12 protein-coding genes are annotated in these 16,390 nt (G+C 64.9%); 10 read left to right on the top strand and 2 right to left on the bottom strand.

Features of this window, described 5'->3' with window-relative positions:
- Positions 1-62 precede the first annotated feature (62 nt).
- Together leuS and lptE are read left to right on the top strand one after the other, a co-directional pair.
- Positions 63-2,756 (top strand): leucine--tRNA ligase, encoded by a 2,694-nt coding sequence (gene leuS, locus K225_RS0105350; RefSeq protein WP_026435450.1) that lies wholly within the window; start codon positions 63-65, stop codon positions 2,754-2,756.
- A 5-nt stretch (positions 2,757-2,761) separates the two neighbouring features.
- The gene (lptE, locus tag K225_RS0105345) at positions 2,762-3,259 is read left to right on the top strand and encodes an LPS assembly lipoprotein LptE (protein ID WP_026435449.1); all 498 of its coding nucleotides are present in this window, start codon (positions 2,762-2,764) and stop codon (positions 3,257-3,259) included.
- 7 nt (positions 3,260-3,266) lie between these two features.
- Here lptE and rocF read toward each other — a convergent pair whose 3' ends face one another.
- A complete protein-coding gene (rocF, locus tag K225_RS0105340; protein WP_026435448.1) occupies positions 3,267-4,235 on the bottom strand; it encodes an arginase in 969 nt (322 codons plus the stop codon).
- A gap of 190 nt (positions 4,236-4,425) precedes the next feature.
- Between rocF and holA the strand changes: the two genes are divergently transcribed.
- Positions 4,426-5,481 (top strand): DNA polymerase III subunit delta, encoded by a 1,056-nt coding sequence (gene holA / locus K225_RS0105335; RefSeq protein WP_026435447.1) that lies wholly within the window; start codon positions 4,426-4,428, stop codon positions 5,479-5,481.
- Between the two features lie 85 nt (positions 5,482-5,566).
- Here the strand turns inward: holA and K225_RS0105330 are convergent, their stop codons facing one another.
- Complete coding sequence (locus tag K225_RS0105330) at positions 5,567-5,845, bottom strand: hypothetical protein (RefSeq protein ID WP_026435446.1); 279 nt, start codon at positions 5,843-5,845, stop codon at positions 5,567-5,569.
- Positions 5,846-5,926: 81 nt separating this feature from the next.
- Here K225_RS0105330 and K225_RS0105325 point away from each other — a divergent pair, with 81 nt between their 5' ends.
- The 7 genes from K225_RS0105325 to gshB all read left to right on the top strand — a co-directional run bounded on the left by K225_RS0105325 (position 5,927) and on the right by gshB (position 15,974).
- On the top strand, positions 5,927-7,207 hold the full coding sequence (locus tag K225_RS0105325; RefSeq protein WP_026435445.1) for a glutamate-5-semialdehyde dehydrogenase: 1,281 nt from the start codon (positions 5,927-5,929) through the stop codon (positions 7,205-7,207).
- Positions 7,208-7,266: 59 nt separating this feature from the next.
- Positions 7,267-8,739 carry a Trk system potassium transporter TrkA gene (gene trkA, locus K225_RS0105320; protein WP_026435444.1) on the top strand — a complete coding sequence of 491 codons (1,473 nt, stop codon included), beginning with the start codon at positions 7,267-7,269 and terminating at the stop codon, positions 8,737-8,739.
- A gap of 24 nt (positions 8,740-8,763) precedes the next feature.
- The gene (locus K225_RS0105315) at positions 8,764-10,230 is read left to right on the top strand and encodes a TrkH family potassium uptake protein (protein WP_026435443.1); all 1,467 of its coding nucleotides are present in this window, start codon (positions 8,764-8,766) and stop codon (positions 10,228-10,230) included.
- A 90-nt stretch (positions 10,231-10,320) separates the two neighbouring features.
- The gene (gene gshA, locus K225_RS0105310; RefSeq protein WP_026435442.1) at positions 10,321-11,616 is read left to right on the top strand and encodes a glutamate--cysteine ligase; all 1,296 of its coding nucleotides are present in this window, start codon (positions 10,321-10,323) and stop codon (positions 11,614-11,616) included.
- Positions 11,617-11,771: 155 nt separating this feature from the next.
- Complete coding sequence (locus K225_RS0105305; protein ID WP_026435441.1) at positions 11,772-13,640, top strand: potassium transporter Kup; 1,869 nt, start codon at positions 11,772-11,774, stop codon at positions 13,638-13,640.
- 100 nt (positions 13,641-13,740) lie between these two features.
- The gene (locus K225_RS0105300) at positions 13,741-14,928 is read left to right on the top strand and encodes a benzoate/H(+) symporter BenE family transporter (RefSeq protein ID WP_026435440.1); all 1,188 of its coding nucleotides are present in this window, start codon (positions 13,741-13,743) and stop codon (positions 14,926-14,928) included.
- 92 nt (positions 14,929-15,020) lie between these two features.
- The gene (gene gshB, locus K225_RS0105295; RefSeq protein ID WP_026435439.1) at positions 15,021-15,974 is read left to right on the top strand and encodes a glutathione synthase; all 954 of its coding nucleotides are present in this window, start codon (positions 15,021-15,023) and stop codon (positions 15,972-15,974) included.
- Positions 15,975-16,390: the final 416 nt, after the last annotated feature.

The raw sequence follows: 16,390 nt of genomic DNA, 5'->3' as shown, positions 1-16,390 counted from the left end.
CACCGCCTAAAATCTGCCAAAGCCGCCCAGCGGCTGCCTCCCTCTCACCCAGCAGAGCCTCCATGCAAGAAAAATACTCTCCCCAAGACGTCGAGCGCGCGGCGCACGACCACTGGACCGCCACCGACGCCTACCGCGTGACGGAAGACGCGAACAAGAAGAAGTTCTACGCCTGCTCGATGCTGCCCTATCCCAGCGGCAAGCTGCACATGGGCCATGTGCGCAACTACACCATCAACGACATGCTCACGCGCTACCTGCGCATGAACGGCCACAACGTGCTGATGCCCATGGGCTGGGACGCGTTCGGCCTGCCGGCCGAGAACGCGGCGCTGAAGAACGGCGTACCGCCCGCCAAGTGGACGTACGAGAACATCGCCTACATGAAGAAGCAAATGCAGGCTATGGGCCTGGCCATCGACTGGAGCCGCGAAGTCGCCACCTGCGACCCCGAGTACTACCGCTGGAACCAGTGGCTGTTTTTGAAGATGCTCGAAAAGGGCATTGCCTACCGCAAGACCCAGGTCGTGAACTGGGACCCGGTGGACCAGACCGTGCTGGCCAACGAACAGGTGATCGACGGCAAGGGCTGGCGCACCGGCGCCACGGTGGAAAAACGCGAGATCCCCGGCTACTACCTCAAGATCACCGACTACGCCGAGGAACTGCTCGACTTCGTGACCGGTGACAAGCTGCCCGGCTGGCCCGAGCGTGTGAAGCTGATGCAGGAGAACTGGATCGGCAAGAGCGAAGGCGTGCGCTTTGCCTTCCCGCACGACATTGCAGGCGACGATGGCGCGCTGATCGGCGGCGGCAGGATGTACGTGTTCACCACGCGTGCCGACACCATCATGGGTGTGACGTTTTGCGCCGTGGCGCCCGAGCACCCGCTGGCCGCCCACGCCGCCAGGGCGAACCCCCAGCTGGCAGCCTTCATCGAAGAATGCAAGAGCGGCGGCACCACCGAGGCCGAGCTGGCCACGCAGGAAAAGAAGGGCATGCCCACGGGCCTGTTTGTCACGCATCCGCTGACCGAGGAAAAGGTCGAAGTCTGGGTCGGCAACTATGTGCTCATGGGCTATGGCGACGGCGCCGTGATGGGCGTGCCCGCGCACGACGAGCGCGACTTTGCCTTTGCCCTCAAGTACGGCATCGAGATCAAGCAGGTGGTGCTGGTCGATGGCGAGCACTTTGATTACCACCAGTGGAACGACTGGTACGGCGACAAGCAGCGCGGCGTCACCATCAACTCCGACAGCTTCAGCGGCCTTTCCTACAAGGACGCCGTGGCCGCCGTGGCCCATGCCCTGCAGGCCAAGGGCCTGGGCGAGACCAAGACCACCTGGCGCCTGCGCGACTGGGGCGTGAGCCGCCAGCGCTACTGGGGCACACCGATCCCCATCATTCATTGCGACGAGCACGGCGCCGTGCCCGTGCCCGAGAAAGATCTGCCGGTGGTGCTGCCCACCGACTGCGTGCCTGACGGCTCGGGCAACCCGCTGCACAAGCATGAGGGTTTTCACGCCGGTGTCGTGTGCCCGGTCTGCGGCAAGGCCGCGCGCCGCGAGACCGACACCATGGACACCTTCGTGGACAGCTCGTGGTACTTCATGCGCTATTGCGATCCGAAGAACGCTGAAAAAATGGTTGCGGAAGGTGCCGATTACTGGATGCCCATGGACCAGTACATCGGCGGCATCGAGCACGCCATCCTGCACCTGCTGTATGCGCGCTTCTGGACCAAGGTCATGCGTGACCTGGGGCTGGTCAAGGTCGATGAGCCCTTCACCAAGCTGCTCACGCAAGGCATGGTGCTCAACCACATCTACAGCCGCCGCACCGCCAAGGGCGGCAAGGACTACTTCTGGCCGCACGACGTGGAGCATGTGCTGGACGAGGGCGGCAAGATCATCGGCGCCAAGCTGAAGAACGAGGCCACCAGCGGCGATGGCCTGCTGCCCGTGGGCACGCCCATCGATTACGAGGGCGTGGGCACCATGTCCAAGTCCAAGAACAACGGCGTCGACCCGCAGGACCTGATCGAGAAGTACGGCGCCGACACCGCGCGCCTGTACACCATGTTCACCGCTCCACCCGAAGCCACGCTGGAGTGGAACGACGCGGCGGTGGAGGGCAGCTACCGCTTTTTGCGCCGCGTGTGGAACTTCGGCCTGAAGCTGTCTGCCATGGATCTGGAAGCTGCCGGCGCAGGCGTGACTGGCGCCAAAGCCCTCAAGGATGTGGAATTCGGCAAGGAGGCCAAGGCCCTGCGTCTGGAGATCCACACCGTGCTCAAGCAGGTGGACTATGACTACCAGCGCATGCAGTACAACACCGTGGTCTCGGGCGCGATGAAGATGATCAACGCGCTCGAAGACTTCAAGGCCACCGACTCGGCCGGCGCCCAGGTGGCGCTCGTCGAAGGCTTCGGTATCCTGCTGCGCTGCCTGTACCCGGCCACGCCGCATGTGGCGCACAGCCTGTGGTCGCAGCTCGGTTACGCCGGGTCTCTGGGTGATCTGCTCGATGCGCCCTGGCCGCAGGTCGATCCCGATGCGCTGGTGCAGGACGAGATCGAGCTGATGCTGCAGGTCAACGGCAAGCTGCGCGGCTCCGTCCATGTGCCGGCACAGGCCGACAAGGCCGAGATCGAGCGCATCGCGCTGGCCAGCGAGGCGTTTGTGGCGCACGCGGCTGGCGCCGCACCCAAGCGCGTCATCGTGGTGCCCGGCCGTCTCGTGAACGTGGTAGTGTGACCGTGATGCACAAGCGCACATTGCTCTCCCTCGCGCCCGTGGCACTGCTGGCCGCCTGCGGGTTTCGCCTGCGGGGGGTGCCCGAGTTTTCCTTCGCAACGCTCTACGTGGCGGCACCGCAGGGCTCGTCCCTGGCGCGGGAGCTGGTGCGCACGCTGCAGGGCTCGGGCAGCACACTGAAGGTGCTGCGCGATCCTGCCGACCTGCCGACCGCCGAGGCCGTGCTTGACCTGCTGTCGGAGCAGCGCGAGCGCGTGGTGGTGGGCCTCAATGCCTCGGGCCAGGTGCGCGAGCTGGAATTGCGCCTGCGCGTGCGCTTCAAGCTGCGCACGCCGGCCGGCGAAGAGCTGATCCCCAACACCGAGCTGCTGCAGCAGCGCGAGATCAGCTACAACGAAGCCATCGCCCTGGCCAAGGAGGCCGAAGAGGCCTTGCTGTACCGCAACATGCAGACCGATATCGTGCAGCAACTGCTGCGCCGGCTGGCGGTGGCCAAGCGCTGACGCCTGCTCAAGGCGCAGGCGCTGATGCCGACGGCGCGCGCATCAGCGTGCTCTTGCCAAACAGCGACTCCACCAGGTCCACGGCCAGCGCGGCCGTACGGTTGCGCACATCGAGGGCGGGGTTGAGCTCCACGATGTCCAGCGAGGCCAGGCACCCGCTGTCGGCAATCATCTCCATGCACAGCTGCGCTTCGCGGTAGGTGGGGCCGCCGGGCACCGTGGTACCCACGCCGGGCGCGATGTCGGGGTCGAGAAAGTCCACGTCAAAACTCACATGCAGGTGGGTGTGGGCATCTAGTCCGGCCAGCGCCTGCTGCATGGTCTGGCGCATGCCCACCTCGTCGATGTGGCGCATGTCGAAGACTTCGAGACCCTGTTCGTGCACAAAGCGCTTTTCGCCTTCGTCCACGCTGCGGATGCCGATCTGGCGGATCTGGTCGGGGCGCAGCGCCGGGCCGCCGCCGGGCATGCCCGCCAGTTGTGTCAGCGCGGCCGGGCCAAAGCCGCACAGGCAGGCCACGGGCATGCCGTGCACATTGCCGCTGGGGGTCAATTGGCTGGTGTTGAAGTCGGCGTGGGCATCGAGCCACAGTACGCGCAGCTGCTTGCCCGCCTCGGCGCAATGGCGCGCCACGGCGCTGATGCTGCCCAGGCCCAGGCAGTGGTCGCCGCCCAGCAGGATGGGCAGGTGGCCCCGCTGCAGCTCGGCATACACGGCATCGCACACGCGCTGGTTCCAGTCCACCACCTCGGGCAGGTGGCGGTAGCCGTCCACGGGCGGCTGCCAGGGGTTGGACGGGCCGCTCAAGTTGCCCCGGTCCAGCACCTGCAGCCCGTGCCGTTGCAGCGCCGCCTGCAGCCCGGCCACGCGCAGGGCCTCGGGGCCCATGGAGGCGCCGCGCGCGCCCGCGCCAATGTCGGTGGGGGCGCCGATCAGGCTGATGGGCTGGGTGCTGCGCAGGGCGTTGGGGGGCATGGTGCTGGTGCTTTCCGGGAAGGCGGTGGAGTTTGATGCGGGCGCTGGTGCCCGGACGGAATTCTCGGGGCTTTGGGCACCCATGAACAGCAAAACAGCAGACCAGTCCGTGCCCCCCGTTGTGCACCGTGCGCGGGCGTCCTGGCGGCGGTGGGCGCTCGGTGCATGGCGAGGCGATAAACTTTGCCGCATGCAAGTCGCCCTGGCCCAACTCTCACCGCATCTTCAACGGGGTCTGTCGCCGCTTTATGTACTGCATGGCGACGAGCCCTTGCTGCAGCAGGAGGCGGCCGATGCCATCCGGGCCGCTGCCCGGGCCCAGGGCTATGCCGAGCGCAGCAGCTACACCGTGGCCGGCGCCCACTTTGACTGGAGCGCCGTGTTGGCCGCAGGCGGCAGTCTGAGCCTGTTTGCCGACAAGCAGATCATCGAGATCCGCATCCCCTCGGGCAAGCCTGGCAAGGACGGCAGCGTGGCGCTGCAGCAGATTGCCGAGGCGGCCAAGGGCAACGACAGCACGCTCACGCTGGTGATGCTGCCCCGCCTGGACAAGGCCACGCGCACCGGCGCCTGGTTTGCCGCGCTGGAGGGCAACGGAGTCTCCATCCAGATCGACCCCATCGAGCGCGCGCAGCTGCCGCAGTGGATTGCCCAGCGCCTGGCCGCGCAAAGCCAGCGCGTGGTGGCGGGCGAAGAAGGCCAGCGCACGCTGCAGTTCTTTGCCGACCGCGTGGAAGGCAACCTGCTGGCCGCGCACCAGGAGATCCAGAAGCTGGCCCTGCTGCACCCCCCGGGCGAGCTGACGCAGGCCCAGGTCGAGGCCGCCGTGCTCAATGTGGCGCGTTACGACGTGTTCAAACTGTCCGAGTCGGTGCTGGCCGGGCAGGCGGGTCGGGTGCAGCGCATGCTCGACGGCCTGCAGGCCGAGGGCGAGGCCGAGGTGCTGGTGCATTGGGCGCTGGCCGAAGACATCCGCGCCCTGAAACGCGTGAAGGACGCGATGAACGCGGGTCGCCCCCTGCCCATGGCCCTGCGCGAGAACCGCATCTGGGGCCCCAAGGAGCGTCTGTTCGAGCGCATCCTGCCCAAGGCCAGCGATGCCGCACTGGCGCGGCTGCTGCAATCGGCCCACCAGGTGGATGGCATCGTCAAGGGCCTGAAGGTGCCCGACTGGCCGACGAATGGCTGGCAGGCGCTGCATCGGCTGGCGTTTCAGCTGTGCCGGCTGGCGCAAGCGGCGCGGTGAGGTTTCACCGCCAGGTTTTCATTGTTTTTTTGGCTCTGGACCTTATCCATCAAGCGCTGATAGCTGTCAGAAAAATGGCATTGGTTCAGATGGATTCCAGCAGGCCGCGCGCCTTGTCGATCCACATCTGCAGGCTGGCGATCAGATCCTGCTGGCTGAACGAGCAGCTTTCTTCCGAGAACAACGCACTCGATTCCAGCCGGTCCAGCAGGCCGTGCAGCACCTCGGCGTAGCGTGGCGGCAGGGCGGCGAGCAGTTCGGCCTGTTCGCGGGCAGTGCGGCTGAGGGCGGGCGCGGGCAGTGCACCCGCGGTGAAGGCCTGGAGTGCTTCTTGCACGGGTTGGAGCAGGTGGGAGCGTGTCATCGGAGCCGCCGCAAAGTGAAGGGGCAAGGGTAACCGCAGTGCGGCGGGCACGCAGCGGGGTATCTGCGGCAAAATCCTGCCATGAACGCCCTCAACGTCACCGAATACACCCACACCCTCGGTTTGCAGGCAAAAACGGCCTCTGCGCTGATGGCCAAAGCGCCAGCAGCTATCAAGAACAAAGCGCTCAAGGCCCTGGCCCGCCTGCTGCGCGAGAACGTGGACGCATTGCAGACCGACAATGCCGTCGACCTGGAGCGCGCCCGTGCCGCCGGGTTGCCTGAGCCCATGGTGGACCGCCTCCAGCTCAGCCCCAAGGTGCTGGAGACCTGCGCCCAGGGCTGCGAGCAGCTCGCCGCCATGCCCGACATCATTGGCGAAATCATCGGCATGAAGCAGCAGCCCAGCGGCATCCGCGTGGGCCAGATGCGCGTGCCGATCGGCGTGTTCGGCATGATCTACGAGAGCCGGCCCAACGTGACCATCGAGGCCGCCAGCCTGTCGATCAAGAGCGGCAACGCCTGCATCCTGCGCGGCGGCTCCGAAGCCATCGATTCGAACAAGGCGCTGGCCAAAATCGTGCAGCAGGCCCTGGCCGAGGCCGGCCTGCCGCAGGATGCCGTGCAGCTGGTACAGACCACCGACCGCGAGGCCGTGGGCCAGCTCATTGCCATGCCGCAGTATGTGGACGTGATCATCCCGCGCGGCGGCAAGGGCCTGATCGAGCGCATCAGCCGCGATGCCAAGGTGCCGGTCATCAAGCACCTGGACGGCAACTGCCACACCTATGTGGACGACCCCTGCGACATCGCCATGGCCGTGAAGGTTGCCGACAATGCCAAGACCAACAAGTACAGCCCCTGCAATGCCAGTGAAGGTTTGCTGGTGGCGCGTGGTGTGGCGGCGGAGTTTTTGCCGCAGATCGGCGCCGTGTATGCCGCCAAGGGCGTGGAGATGCGCGGCTGCCCCGAGGCGCTGGCCATCCTGCAGTCGGTGCCTGGTACCCGGCTGGCGGCCGCCACCGAGCAGGACTGGAGCGAGGAGTACCTGGCGCCCATCATCAGCGTGAAGGTGGTGGCGGGCGTGGACGAGGCCATCGCCCACATCAACCGCTATTCGAGCCACCACACCGACGCCATCCTGACCACCAATCACATGCACGCCCAGCGCTTCTTGCGCGAGGTGGATTCGGCCAGCGTGATGGTGAATGCCAGCACGCGCTTTGCCGATGGCTTCGAGTTTGGCCTGGGGGCCGAAATCGGCATCAGCACCGACAAGTTCCACGCGCGCGGGCCGGTGGGGCTGGAAGGCCTCACCTCGCTCAAGTACGTGGTGCTGGGCGATGGCGAGGTGCGGATCTGATTTGCTATATATTTAATAGCTTTTGCGCTTGAATATATTGGGCTGATGGTTGATTCGGCATGAAAATCATCATCCTCGGAGCCGGCCGCGTGGGCCAGAGCGTGGCCGACAGCCTGGTGTCGGAGCGCAACGACATCACCGTCATCGACACCGACGCCGAGCGCCTGCGCGACCTGGAATCGCGCTATGACCTGCGCGGCGTGGTGGGCAACGGCATCGAGCCCGCCGTGCTGGCCGAGGCGGGCGCGCAGGACACCGACCTGCTGATCGCCTGCGCCGCCCAGGACGAGACCAACCTGGTGTGCTGCAAGGTGGCGCAGCTGGTGTTCAACATCCCCAAGCGCATTGCGCGCGTGCGCTCCACCGGGTTCCAGCGGGATGAGCGCCTGGTGTCCACCGAGGGCTTTGCGGTGGACCGCATCATCTGCCCCGAGGAATCCCTCACCCGCTACATCGGCAAGCTCATCGAATACCCCGAAGCCATGCAGGTGCGCGAGTTCGCTGGCGGGCGGGCCTGCCTGGTGTCGGTGCGGGCGCGGGCCGGCGCACCCATGGTGGGCCACACCGTGGCCGAGATGCGCAGCAGCACCCCCGAGGTGGCGGTGCGCCTGGTGGCCATCTATCGCCGCTTTCCGGAAGAGCCCGACCGCTTCGTGGCCTGCGCCGGGGAAACCCGCATCGAGCCCGGCGACGAGGTTTTTGTGCTGGCCGCGCGCGAGCACATCGCCCATGTGCTGGCCACCTTGCACCGCCGGGACGCCACACCGGTGCGTCCAGTGCGGCGCATCATGATCGCCGGCGGCGGCCGTGTGGGCCTGCACCTGGCGCTGGAGCTGGGCAGGGAGCCGGGGCGCTATCTGGTGAAGATCATCGAGAACGACAGTGCGCGCTGCATCGAGCTGGCCTCGCGCCTGCCGTCCGACATCCTGGTGCTGCAGGGCGATACCACCGATGAAAACCTGCTCGGTGACGAGAGCATCGACGAGATCGACCTCTTTCTGGCCCTGACCGACGACGACGAGGACAACATCATGTCCTGCCTGCTGGCCAAGCGCATGGGCGCGCGCCGCGTGCTGGCGTTGATCAACCGGCGCAGCTATGCCGACCTGATGCACGGCACGCAGATCGACATTGCCCTGTCGCCCGCGCAGGCCATGTTGGGCGAGCTGCTGGCCCATGTGCGCCAGGGCGATGTGCAGGCCGTGCACAGCCTGCGCCGGGGCGTGGCCGAGGCGCTGGAGATCGCGGCCCGTGGCGACCGCAAGACCTCCCGGGTGGTGGGCCGCAAGGTCAGCGAGCTGGCCCTGCCGCGCGACGTGCACATCGGCCTGATCGTGCGCGGCCTGCCCGATGCGCCGGAGGTGCCGGATGCACCCGGGGGGGCGCCCGATGCGCCGCGCGAGCCGCAGGTGATCATTCCGCGCAGTGCCACGGTGATCGAGAGCAATGACCATGTGGTGTTCTTCCTGCCGCACAAGCGGCTGGTGCGCGACGTGGAAAAGCTCTTTCGCGTGAGCGCCACTTTCTTCTGAACCGGAACAGGTCCGCGCAACACCATGGTGGACATGTTTCCCGTCCTGCGTGTGCTGGGCATCCTGGTCATGATCTTTTCGCTGTCCATGGGGCTGCCGCTGGCGGTTTCTCTGTGGACCCAGGACGGGGTGTGGTACGTGTACCCGTTGGCCATGGGCGCCACGATGCTGGCGGGCGCATGGTTGTGGTGGCGCCTGCGCCTGTTCCGGCAGGAGCTGCAGCCACGCCACGGCGTGATGCTGGTCTCGCTGGTGTGGATGCTGCTGCCACTGGCGGCTGCCGTGCCGCTGATGCTGGCGGGGCACCACACCGGGCGGCCGATGTCCTTCACGCACGCGTACTTTGAAGCCGTTTCCGGCCTGACCACCACGGGCGCCACGGTGCTGACGGGCCTGGACACCCTGCCCGTGTCGGTGAACGTCTGGCGCACCTTTTTGCAGTGGATGGGCGGCATGGGCATTCTGATCCTGGCGGTGGCGGTGCTGCCGCTGCTGGGGGTGGGTGGCAGTCAGCTGTTCAAGGCCGAGGCGGCCGGGCCGCTCAAGGACACCAAGCTCACGCCGCGCATGACCGGCACCGCCAAAGGGCTGTGGGGCGTGTACGCCCTTTTCTCCACCCTGTGTGGCCTGGCCTACTGGGGGGCGGGCATGGCACCGCTGGATGCGCTGATGCACATGTTCTCCACCGTGAGCCTGGGCGGGCTGTCCTCCCATGACCAGAGCTTCGGCTATTTTCAGTCGCCGCTGCTGGAGGCCATCTGCATCTTCTTCATGCTGGTGGCCAGCTGCAATTTCGCGCTGTATTTCGTGGCCATCCGCAAGGGGCACTGGGGTGGTTTCTGGCGCGACCCGGAGCTGCGCGCCACCCTGTTCACGCTGGTCGGCGGGGGGCTGCTGGTGGCCGGGTTGCTGTGGGTCAAGGGGGTGTATGCGCCGCTCGATGCGCTGCGCCACGGCTTGTTCAACCTGGTGTCCCTGGCCTCCACCACCGGCTATTCCACGGTGGACTATCTGGGCTGGCCGGTGTTTGCTCCCGTGTTCATGCTGCTGCTGTCGGGCCTGGCGACCAGTGCGGGCTCCACGGGCTGCGGCATCAAGATGGTGCGCGTGCTGATCTTGCTCAAGCAGGCGCGCCGCGAAATGAACCGGCTGGTGCATCCGCGCGCCGTGCAGCCCGTGCGGCTGGGCGAAGCGGTGGTGGACAACCGGGTGATCTTCTCGGTGCTGGCCTTCATGCTGGTGTATGGCGCCACCATTTTCGGCCTGAGCATGGTGCTGCTGCTGACCGATCTGGACCTGGTGACCGCGTTTTCGGCCGTCCTGGCCAGCGTCAACTGCACGGGGCCGGGCCTGGGCAGTGTGGGCCCCGCCGCCAACTACGCCGTGCTGACCGATTTCCAGCTATGGGTCTGCACCCTGGCCATGCTGCTGGGGCGGCTGGAGATACTGAGCTTCATGGCCCTGCTCACGCCGGCGTTCTGGCGGCGCTGACCGGCAGGGGCCGGCCAGCGCGCTGCCTTGCGAATCTCTGGCCCGACCCCAACTCCTACAATTCACCGCAACCGCTTCCCGAGGGCATCTATGGTTCCGCATCTCATCACGGCCCTCACGGGGCCGATCAACGAACTCGAACAGCGCATCCTCGACTCCATGCCGGCCATCGAACGCTGGTTTCGCCTGGAGTGGATGGAGCACACGCCGCCGTTCTACACCTCGGTCGATATTCGCAATGCCGGCTTCAAGCTGGCGCCCGTGGATACCAATCTGTTCCCGGGCGGCTGGAACAACCTCACCAAGGAGATGCTGCCCCTGGCCGTGCAGGCCGCCATGGCCGCCATCGAGAAGATCTGCCCCGAGGCGCGCAACCTGCTGATCATTCCAGAGAACCACACGCGCAACACGTTTTACCTGGCCAATGTGGTGCAGCTGCAGCGCATCTTCAACATGGCGGGCCTGAATGTGCGCGTGGGCTCCATCAGCCCCGAGATCAAGAAATCCACCCTGATCGAGCTGCCCAATGGCGACTCGGTGATGCTGGAGCCCGTGATCCGCACCAAGGGGCGGCTGGGCCTCAAGGATTTCGACCCCTGCACGATTTTGCTCAACAACGATCTTTCAGCCGGCGCGCCGGGCATCCTGGAGGACATTCATGAGCAGTACCTGCTGCCGCCCCTGCATGCAGGCTGGAGCGTGCGCAGGAAGAGCACGCATTTCAAGAACTACGAAGAAGTGGCCAAGCGTTTCGGCAAGATGCTCGGCATCGACCCCTGGCTGATCAATCCGCTGTTCAGCCAGTGCGGTGATGTGGACTTTGCCGAAGGCACGGGCATGGACGGGTTGCAAACCGGGGTGGATGCACTGCTCGCCAAGGTGCGGCGCAAGTACAAGGAGTACGGCATCCACGAGAAACCCTTCGTGATCGTCAAGGCCAACAATGGCACCTATGGCATGGGCATCATGACCGTGCGCGATGCCAAGGAGCTGGACGACCTGAACCGCAAGACCCGCAACAAGATGGCCGTCATCAAGGACGGTCAGCCGGTCAGCGACGTGATCGTCCAGGAAGGGGTGCTCACGCAGGAGCGCGTGCACGAGGCCGTGGCCGAGCCGGTGGTCTACATGATGGACCGCTATGTGGTGGGCGGCTTTTATCGCATGCATGCCGAGCGCGGCGTGGATGAGAACCTCAACGCCCCCGGTGCGAGTTTTGTGCCGCTGGCGTTCGAGCACAGCACGCACATGCCCCAGCCCGGCGTGCGCCCGGGTGTGAGTGCGCCCAACCGCTTTTACATGTATGGCGTGGTGGCGCGCCTGGCCATGTTGGCCGCCAGCTACGAGCTGGAAGCCACCAACCCGGACGCCGAGATTTACGACTGACCCGGGGCCATGCCTCGCACGGGCACCGGGGTCGGCGCGTAGTTGTTGCACTGCAACAAAAAGCCGGGACCGGTCCACCAGTGCGATGGCGGGCGCACAATAGCATTCCCAAAAGTTACGGAACCCCGTCTTGCCCAGCGCCGCGGGGGGTGTCAGTGCAAAGTTCCAAATCATCGCTCGCAGCGCTCACGCTGGGCGCCATCGGTGTTGTCTACGGCGATATCGGCACCAGCGTGCTGTACGCGGTCAAGGAAGTTTTCGGCTCGGGCCATGTCCCGTTCACGCCGGACAACATCTACGGCATCCTGTCCATCTTCTTCTGGACCTTGACCGTTATCGTTTCCCTCAAGTACGTGGTGCTGGTGCTGCGTGCAGACAACAACGGCGAGGGCGGGCTGATTGCCATGCTGGCGCTGGCCTCGCAGGCGGTGAAAGACAAGCCCCGCCTGCGCAAGGGGCTGCTGGCGGTGGGCATCTTTGGCACCTCGCTGTTTTATGGCGACGGCGTCATCACCCCGGCCATTTCGGTGCTGTCCGCGGTGGAGGGGCTGGAGGTGGTGTCGCCCCATTTCAAGCAGTATGTGATTCCGCTCACGCTGGTTGTGCTGTTTTGCCTGTTTGCCGTGCAAAAGCGGGGCACGGGCGGCATCGGCAAATTTTTCGGCCCGATCACGCTCCTGTGGTTCCTGTCCCTGGCCGTGCTGGGGGTGTCGCACATCGTCACCCACCCTGAAATCCTCTGGGCCATGAGCCCGCACCACGCGCTGGGATTCATGTGGGCCCATCCGGGCACCAGTTTCATCATTCTGGGTGCCGTGGTGCTGTGCGTGACCGGGGCCGAGGCGCTGTATGCCGACCTGGGCCATTTTGGCAAACGGCCCATCCGCCTGGCCTGGTTTGGTGTGGCCATGCCGGCGCTCACGCTCAATTATTTTGGCCAGGGTGCGCTGCTGCTGGCCGAACCCGAGGCGGTGAAGAATCCGTTTTTCATGATGGCGCCTGACTGGGCCCTGGTGCCACTGGTGATCCTGGCAACGCTGGCCACGGTCATCGCTTCGCAGGCGCTCATCACGGGCGCCTTCAGTGTGACCAAGCAGGTGATCCAGCTGGGCTATCTGCCGCGCCTGAACATCCTGCACACCAGCGTGCGGGACACGGGGCAGATCTACATCCCGCTGGTCAACTGGGGGCTTTTCGTGGCCATTGTGCTGGCGGTGGTGATGTTCCGCTCGTCCAGCAACCTGGCTGCGGCCTATGGCATCGCCGTGACGCTGGACATGTTGATCACCACCACCTTGACGTTCTTTGTCATCCGCTATGGCTGGGGCTATCCGCTGGCGCTGTGCATTGCGGCCACTGGCTGCTTTTTCGTGGTGGACCTGGCCTTCTTCACGTCCAATCTGCTCAAGCTGTTCCAGGGCGGATGGTTCCCGCTGATGATCGGCGGCGGCGTGTTCGTGCTGATGATGACCTGGAAGCAGGGGCGCCGCCTGCTCAACGACAAGCTGCGCGCCGATGCCATCGACCTCAAGGCTTTCCTGGAATCTGTGTTCCTGAACCCACCCACCCGCGTGGACGGCACGGCGGTGTTCCTCACGGCAGAGCCAGGGGCCGTGCCCAACGCCATGCTGCACAACCTCAAGCACAACAAGGTGCTGCACCGCCAGAACCTGTTCGTCACCGTGCGCAACCACGAAGTGCCCTGGATCGGACTGGACAAGCGCCTGCAGGTGGAGCCCCTGGGGCACGATTGCTGGCAGGTAGTGGTGCATTACGGCTTCAAGAACGATCCCGACATCCCCAGTGCCCTGCACCAGTTGCGGGGCCGGGGCTGTGAGCTGGAGCCCATGACCACCAGCTACTTTCTCTCGCGCGACACCATCATTCCCACCATCGGCAGCGGCATGGCGCCCTGGCGCGAGAAGCTGTTTGCCCAGATGCACCACAACGCCAGTGGCGCCGCCGACTTCCTGCATTTGCCCAACAACGCCGTGGTGGAGCTGGGCTCCAAGATTGAAATCTAGCCAGGGTGGCATGTTTTTGGTGTGTGGTGCTTGGGTTGCAAGCACAATGTGCTATTGAGTTTGTAGCAATATTGGCGCGCGGCGATGCCAGAATGCACCCATGCAATTTTTCAAAGACCTGAGCCTTTCCGCCTTCACCGCCGGCTTTGTGGCGGTGCTGGTGGGGTTCACGAGCTCCGTGGCCATTGTTTTTCAGGCGGCCCAGGCGTTTCAGGCCACACCCGCGCAAATCACCTCGTGGATGTGGGCGCTGGGGCTGGGCATGGGCCTGTGCTCGCTGGTGCCCTCGCTCTTGCTGCGCAAGCCGGTGATGGTGGCCTGGTCCACGCCAGGTGCAGCCGTGCTGGCCACCGCCGGACTGGCAGGAGGCTTCAGCATGGCCGAGGCGGTGGGCGCCTTCATGGTGTGTGCCGTCCTGATCACGGTGGCGGGTGTTACGCGCTGGTTCGAGCGCGCCATGAGCCGCATTCCCATGGAGATTGCCGCAGCGCTGCTGGCCGGGGTGCTCGCGCGCTTTGGCATGCAGGCCTTTGCCGCGGCGCAAACGGCCCTGCCCCTGGTGTTGCTGATGCTGGGGACGTATCTGGTGGCGCGCCGGCTGCTGCCACGCTATGCCGTGGTCATCACGCTGGCGCTGGCCATCGGTTTTGTGGCGCTGCGCGGCGAGATGTCGTGGTCGGCCATCCGCTTCGAGCTGGCCATGCCCGTGTTCACGGCGCCGCAGTTCACCTGGTCTGCTGCCATCAGCCTGGCCCTGCCCCTGTTTGTCGTGACCATGGCTTCGCAAAACCTGCCGGGCGTGGCGGTGATCCGCGCCACGGGGTATGACCTGCCGGTGTCGCGCCTCATCACCATGACGGGGCTCGCGACACTGGTGCTGGCGCCCTTTGGTGGCTATGCACTGAATTTCAGCGCCATCACGGCTGCCATCTGCATGGGCCACGAGGCCCACCCGGACCGCAACAAACGCTACACGGCTGCGGTGTCCTGCGGCTTGCTGTATGTGGTGATCGGCCTCTTCGGCGCGGTCGTCACGGGTTTGTTGACCGCGTTTCCCAAGGAGCTGGTGGTGGCCATCGCCGGCCTGGCATTGCTGGGCACGATCGGCAATGGCTTGGCTGCCGCGCTGCAGGGAGAGTCCCATCGCGAGGCGGCGTTGATCACCTTTCTGGTCACCCTCAGCGGCGTGGTGGTGGCGGGGGTGGGGTCTGCGTTCTGGGGTGTGCTCGCCGGCAGCCTTGCGCTATTTGTGCAACAGTACAGGCGTTCCCAAGTCGGGAGCGTCTGACCAGGTCGGACGCAGTGAACGCGGCGATGCCATTGGGGTGGCCGCCTGTTCACCCTGTCGATACTTAACGCACGATTTTTTCCTGACAAACCATGAAACTCCTGTTCATCGCTGATCCGCTCGAAGGTTTCAAGATCTACAAAGACACCACCTTTGCCATGATGCGCGAGGCGCAGCGGCGTGGACACCAGCTGGCGGCATGTCTGCCACAGGATCTGGTGTGGCAGCGTGGCAGCCAGGTGACTGCACGGGTGCGCGACATTTCCCTCACGGGCGATGCGACCGAATGGTTCCAGGCGCAGCCACTGCGTAGTTCTCCCCTCACGGCATTCGATGCCGTGCTCATGCGCAAGGATCCGCCCTTCGATAGTGAATATTTTTATGCCACCCACTTGCTTGAACAGGCCGAGCGGGAGGGTGCACGCGTCTTCAACAAGCCGCGCGCCTTGCGCGATCACCCGGAAAAGCTGGCGATCATGGAGTTTCCCCAGTTCATCGGCCCCACGCTGGTGACCCGCGATCCGCAAGACATCCAGCACTTCCATGCAGAACACCAGGACATCATTCTCAAACCACTCGATGGCATGGGAGGCATGGGCATTTTTCGGGTCGGTCCGGACGGGCTGAATCTGGGCAGCATCACGGAAACACTCAACCGCCACGGAGCGCAAAGCGTGATGGTGCAGAAATTCCTTCCGCAGATCGTGGACGGCGACAAGCGTGTCCTCATCATCGGGGGCAGGCCGGTGCCTTTCTGCCTTGCACGCATCCCGCAGGGCAGCGAAGTCCGGGGAAATCTGGCGGCAGGCGGCAAGGGCGTGGCACGGCCACTGTCTGCGCGTGACTGGGAGATTGCCGAAGCACTGGGCCCTGTCTTGCAGAGCCGGGGCTTGCTGCTGGCGGGCGTGGACGTCATCGGAGAGTGCGTCACCGAAATCAACGTGACGAGCCCGACGTGCTTCCAGGAGATCCAGGAACAGACGGGCTGCGACGTGGCGCATCTGTTCGTGGACGCGCTGGAGTCGGCTGTTGCCGCGCACGGCTGAAGACGGCGGGCGAAGTTGGACTTCCCTCACTTTCCCGTGCTACAATTTATGGCTTCGCTGCCTTGAGCCCTCTTTGGTAGGTTGCAGGCGGCGGAGGAAAAAAGAAGATGGTTTTGGGTTGGTCTGGGTAAAAACCCGGTATATAATTCAAGGCTTCGCTCGGTGGGTCTGGTTGCTGTGAGTGGCTGGGATCTGGAGAGTGAAAGTTTTCGAAAGTTTGACGGTTCTTCAAAAACTGTGCTAGAATTTAAGGCTTCGCTGATCGCAGCGGGTTGAAGATGATGAAGCGGCTTAGGCGCTTTGTGATCTGGTTCATTAAAAACATACAGCCGATAAGCGTGGGCGTTTGATGGCGAGTGCCAAGTTCTTTGGAACTAGTGCTTAGCACTACAAACGCTCATGAGAGAGAAGTGAAG

The sequence above is a fragment of the Acidovorax sp. JHL-9 genome, assembly GCF_000426205.1.
GTDB lineage: Bacteria > Pseudomonadota > Gammaproteobacteria > Burkholderiales > Burkholderiaceae_C > Acidovorax > Acidovorax soli.
Note: the sequence above shows the minus strand (reverse complement) of the source record. Positions and strands in the feature narration are given on the sequence as shown.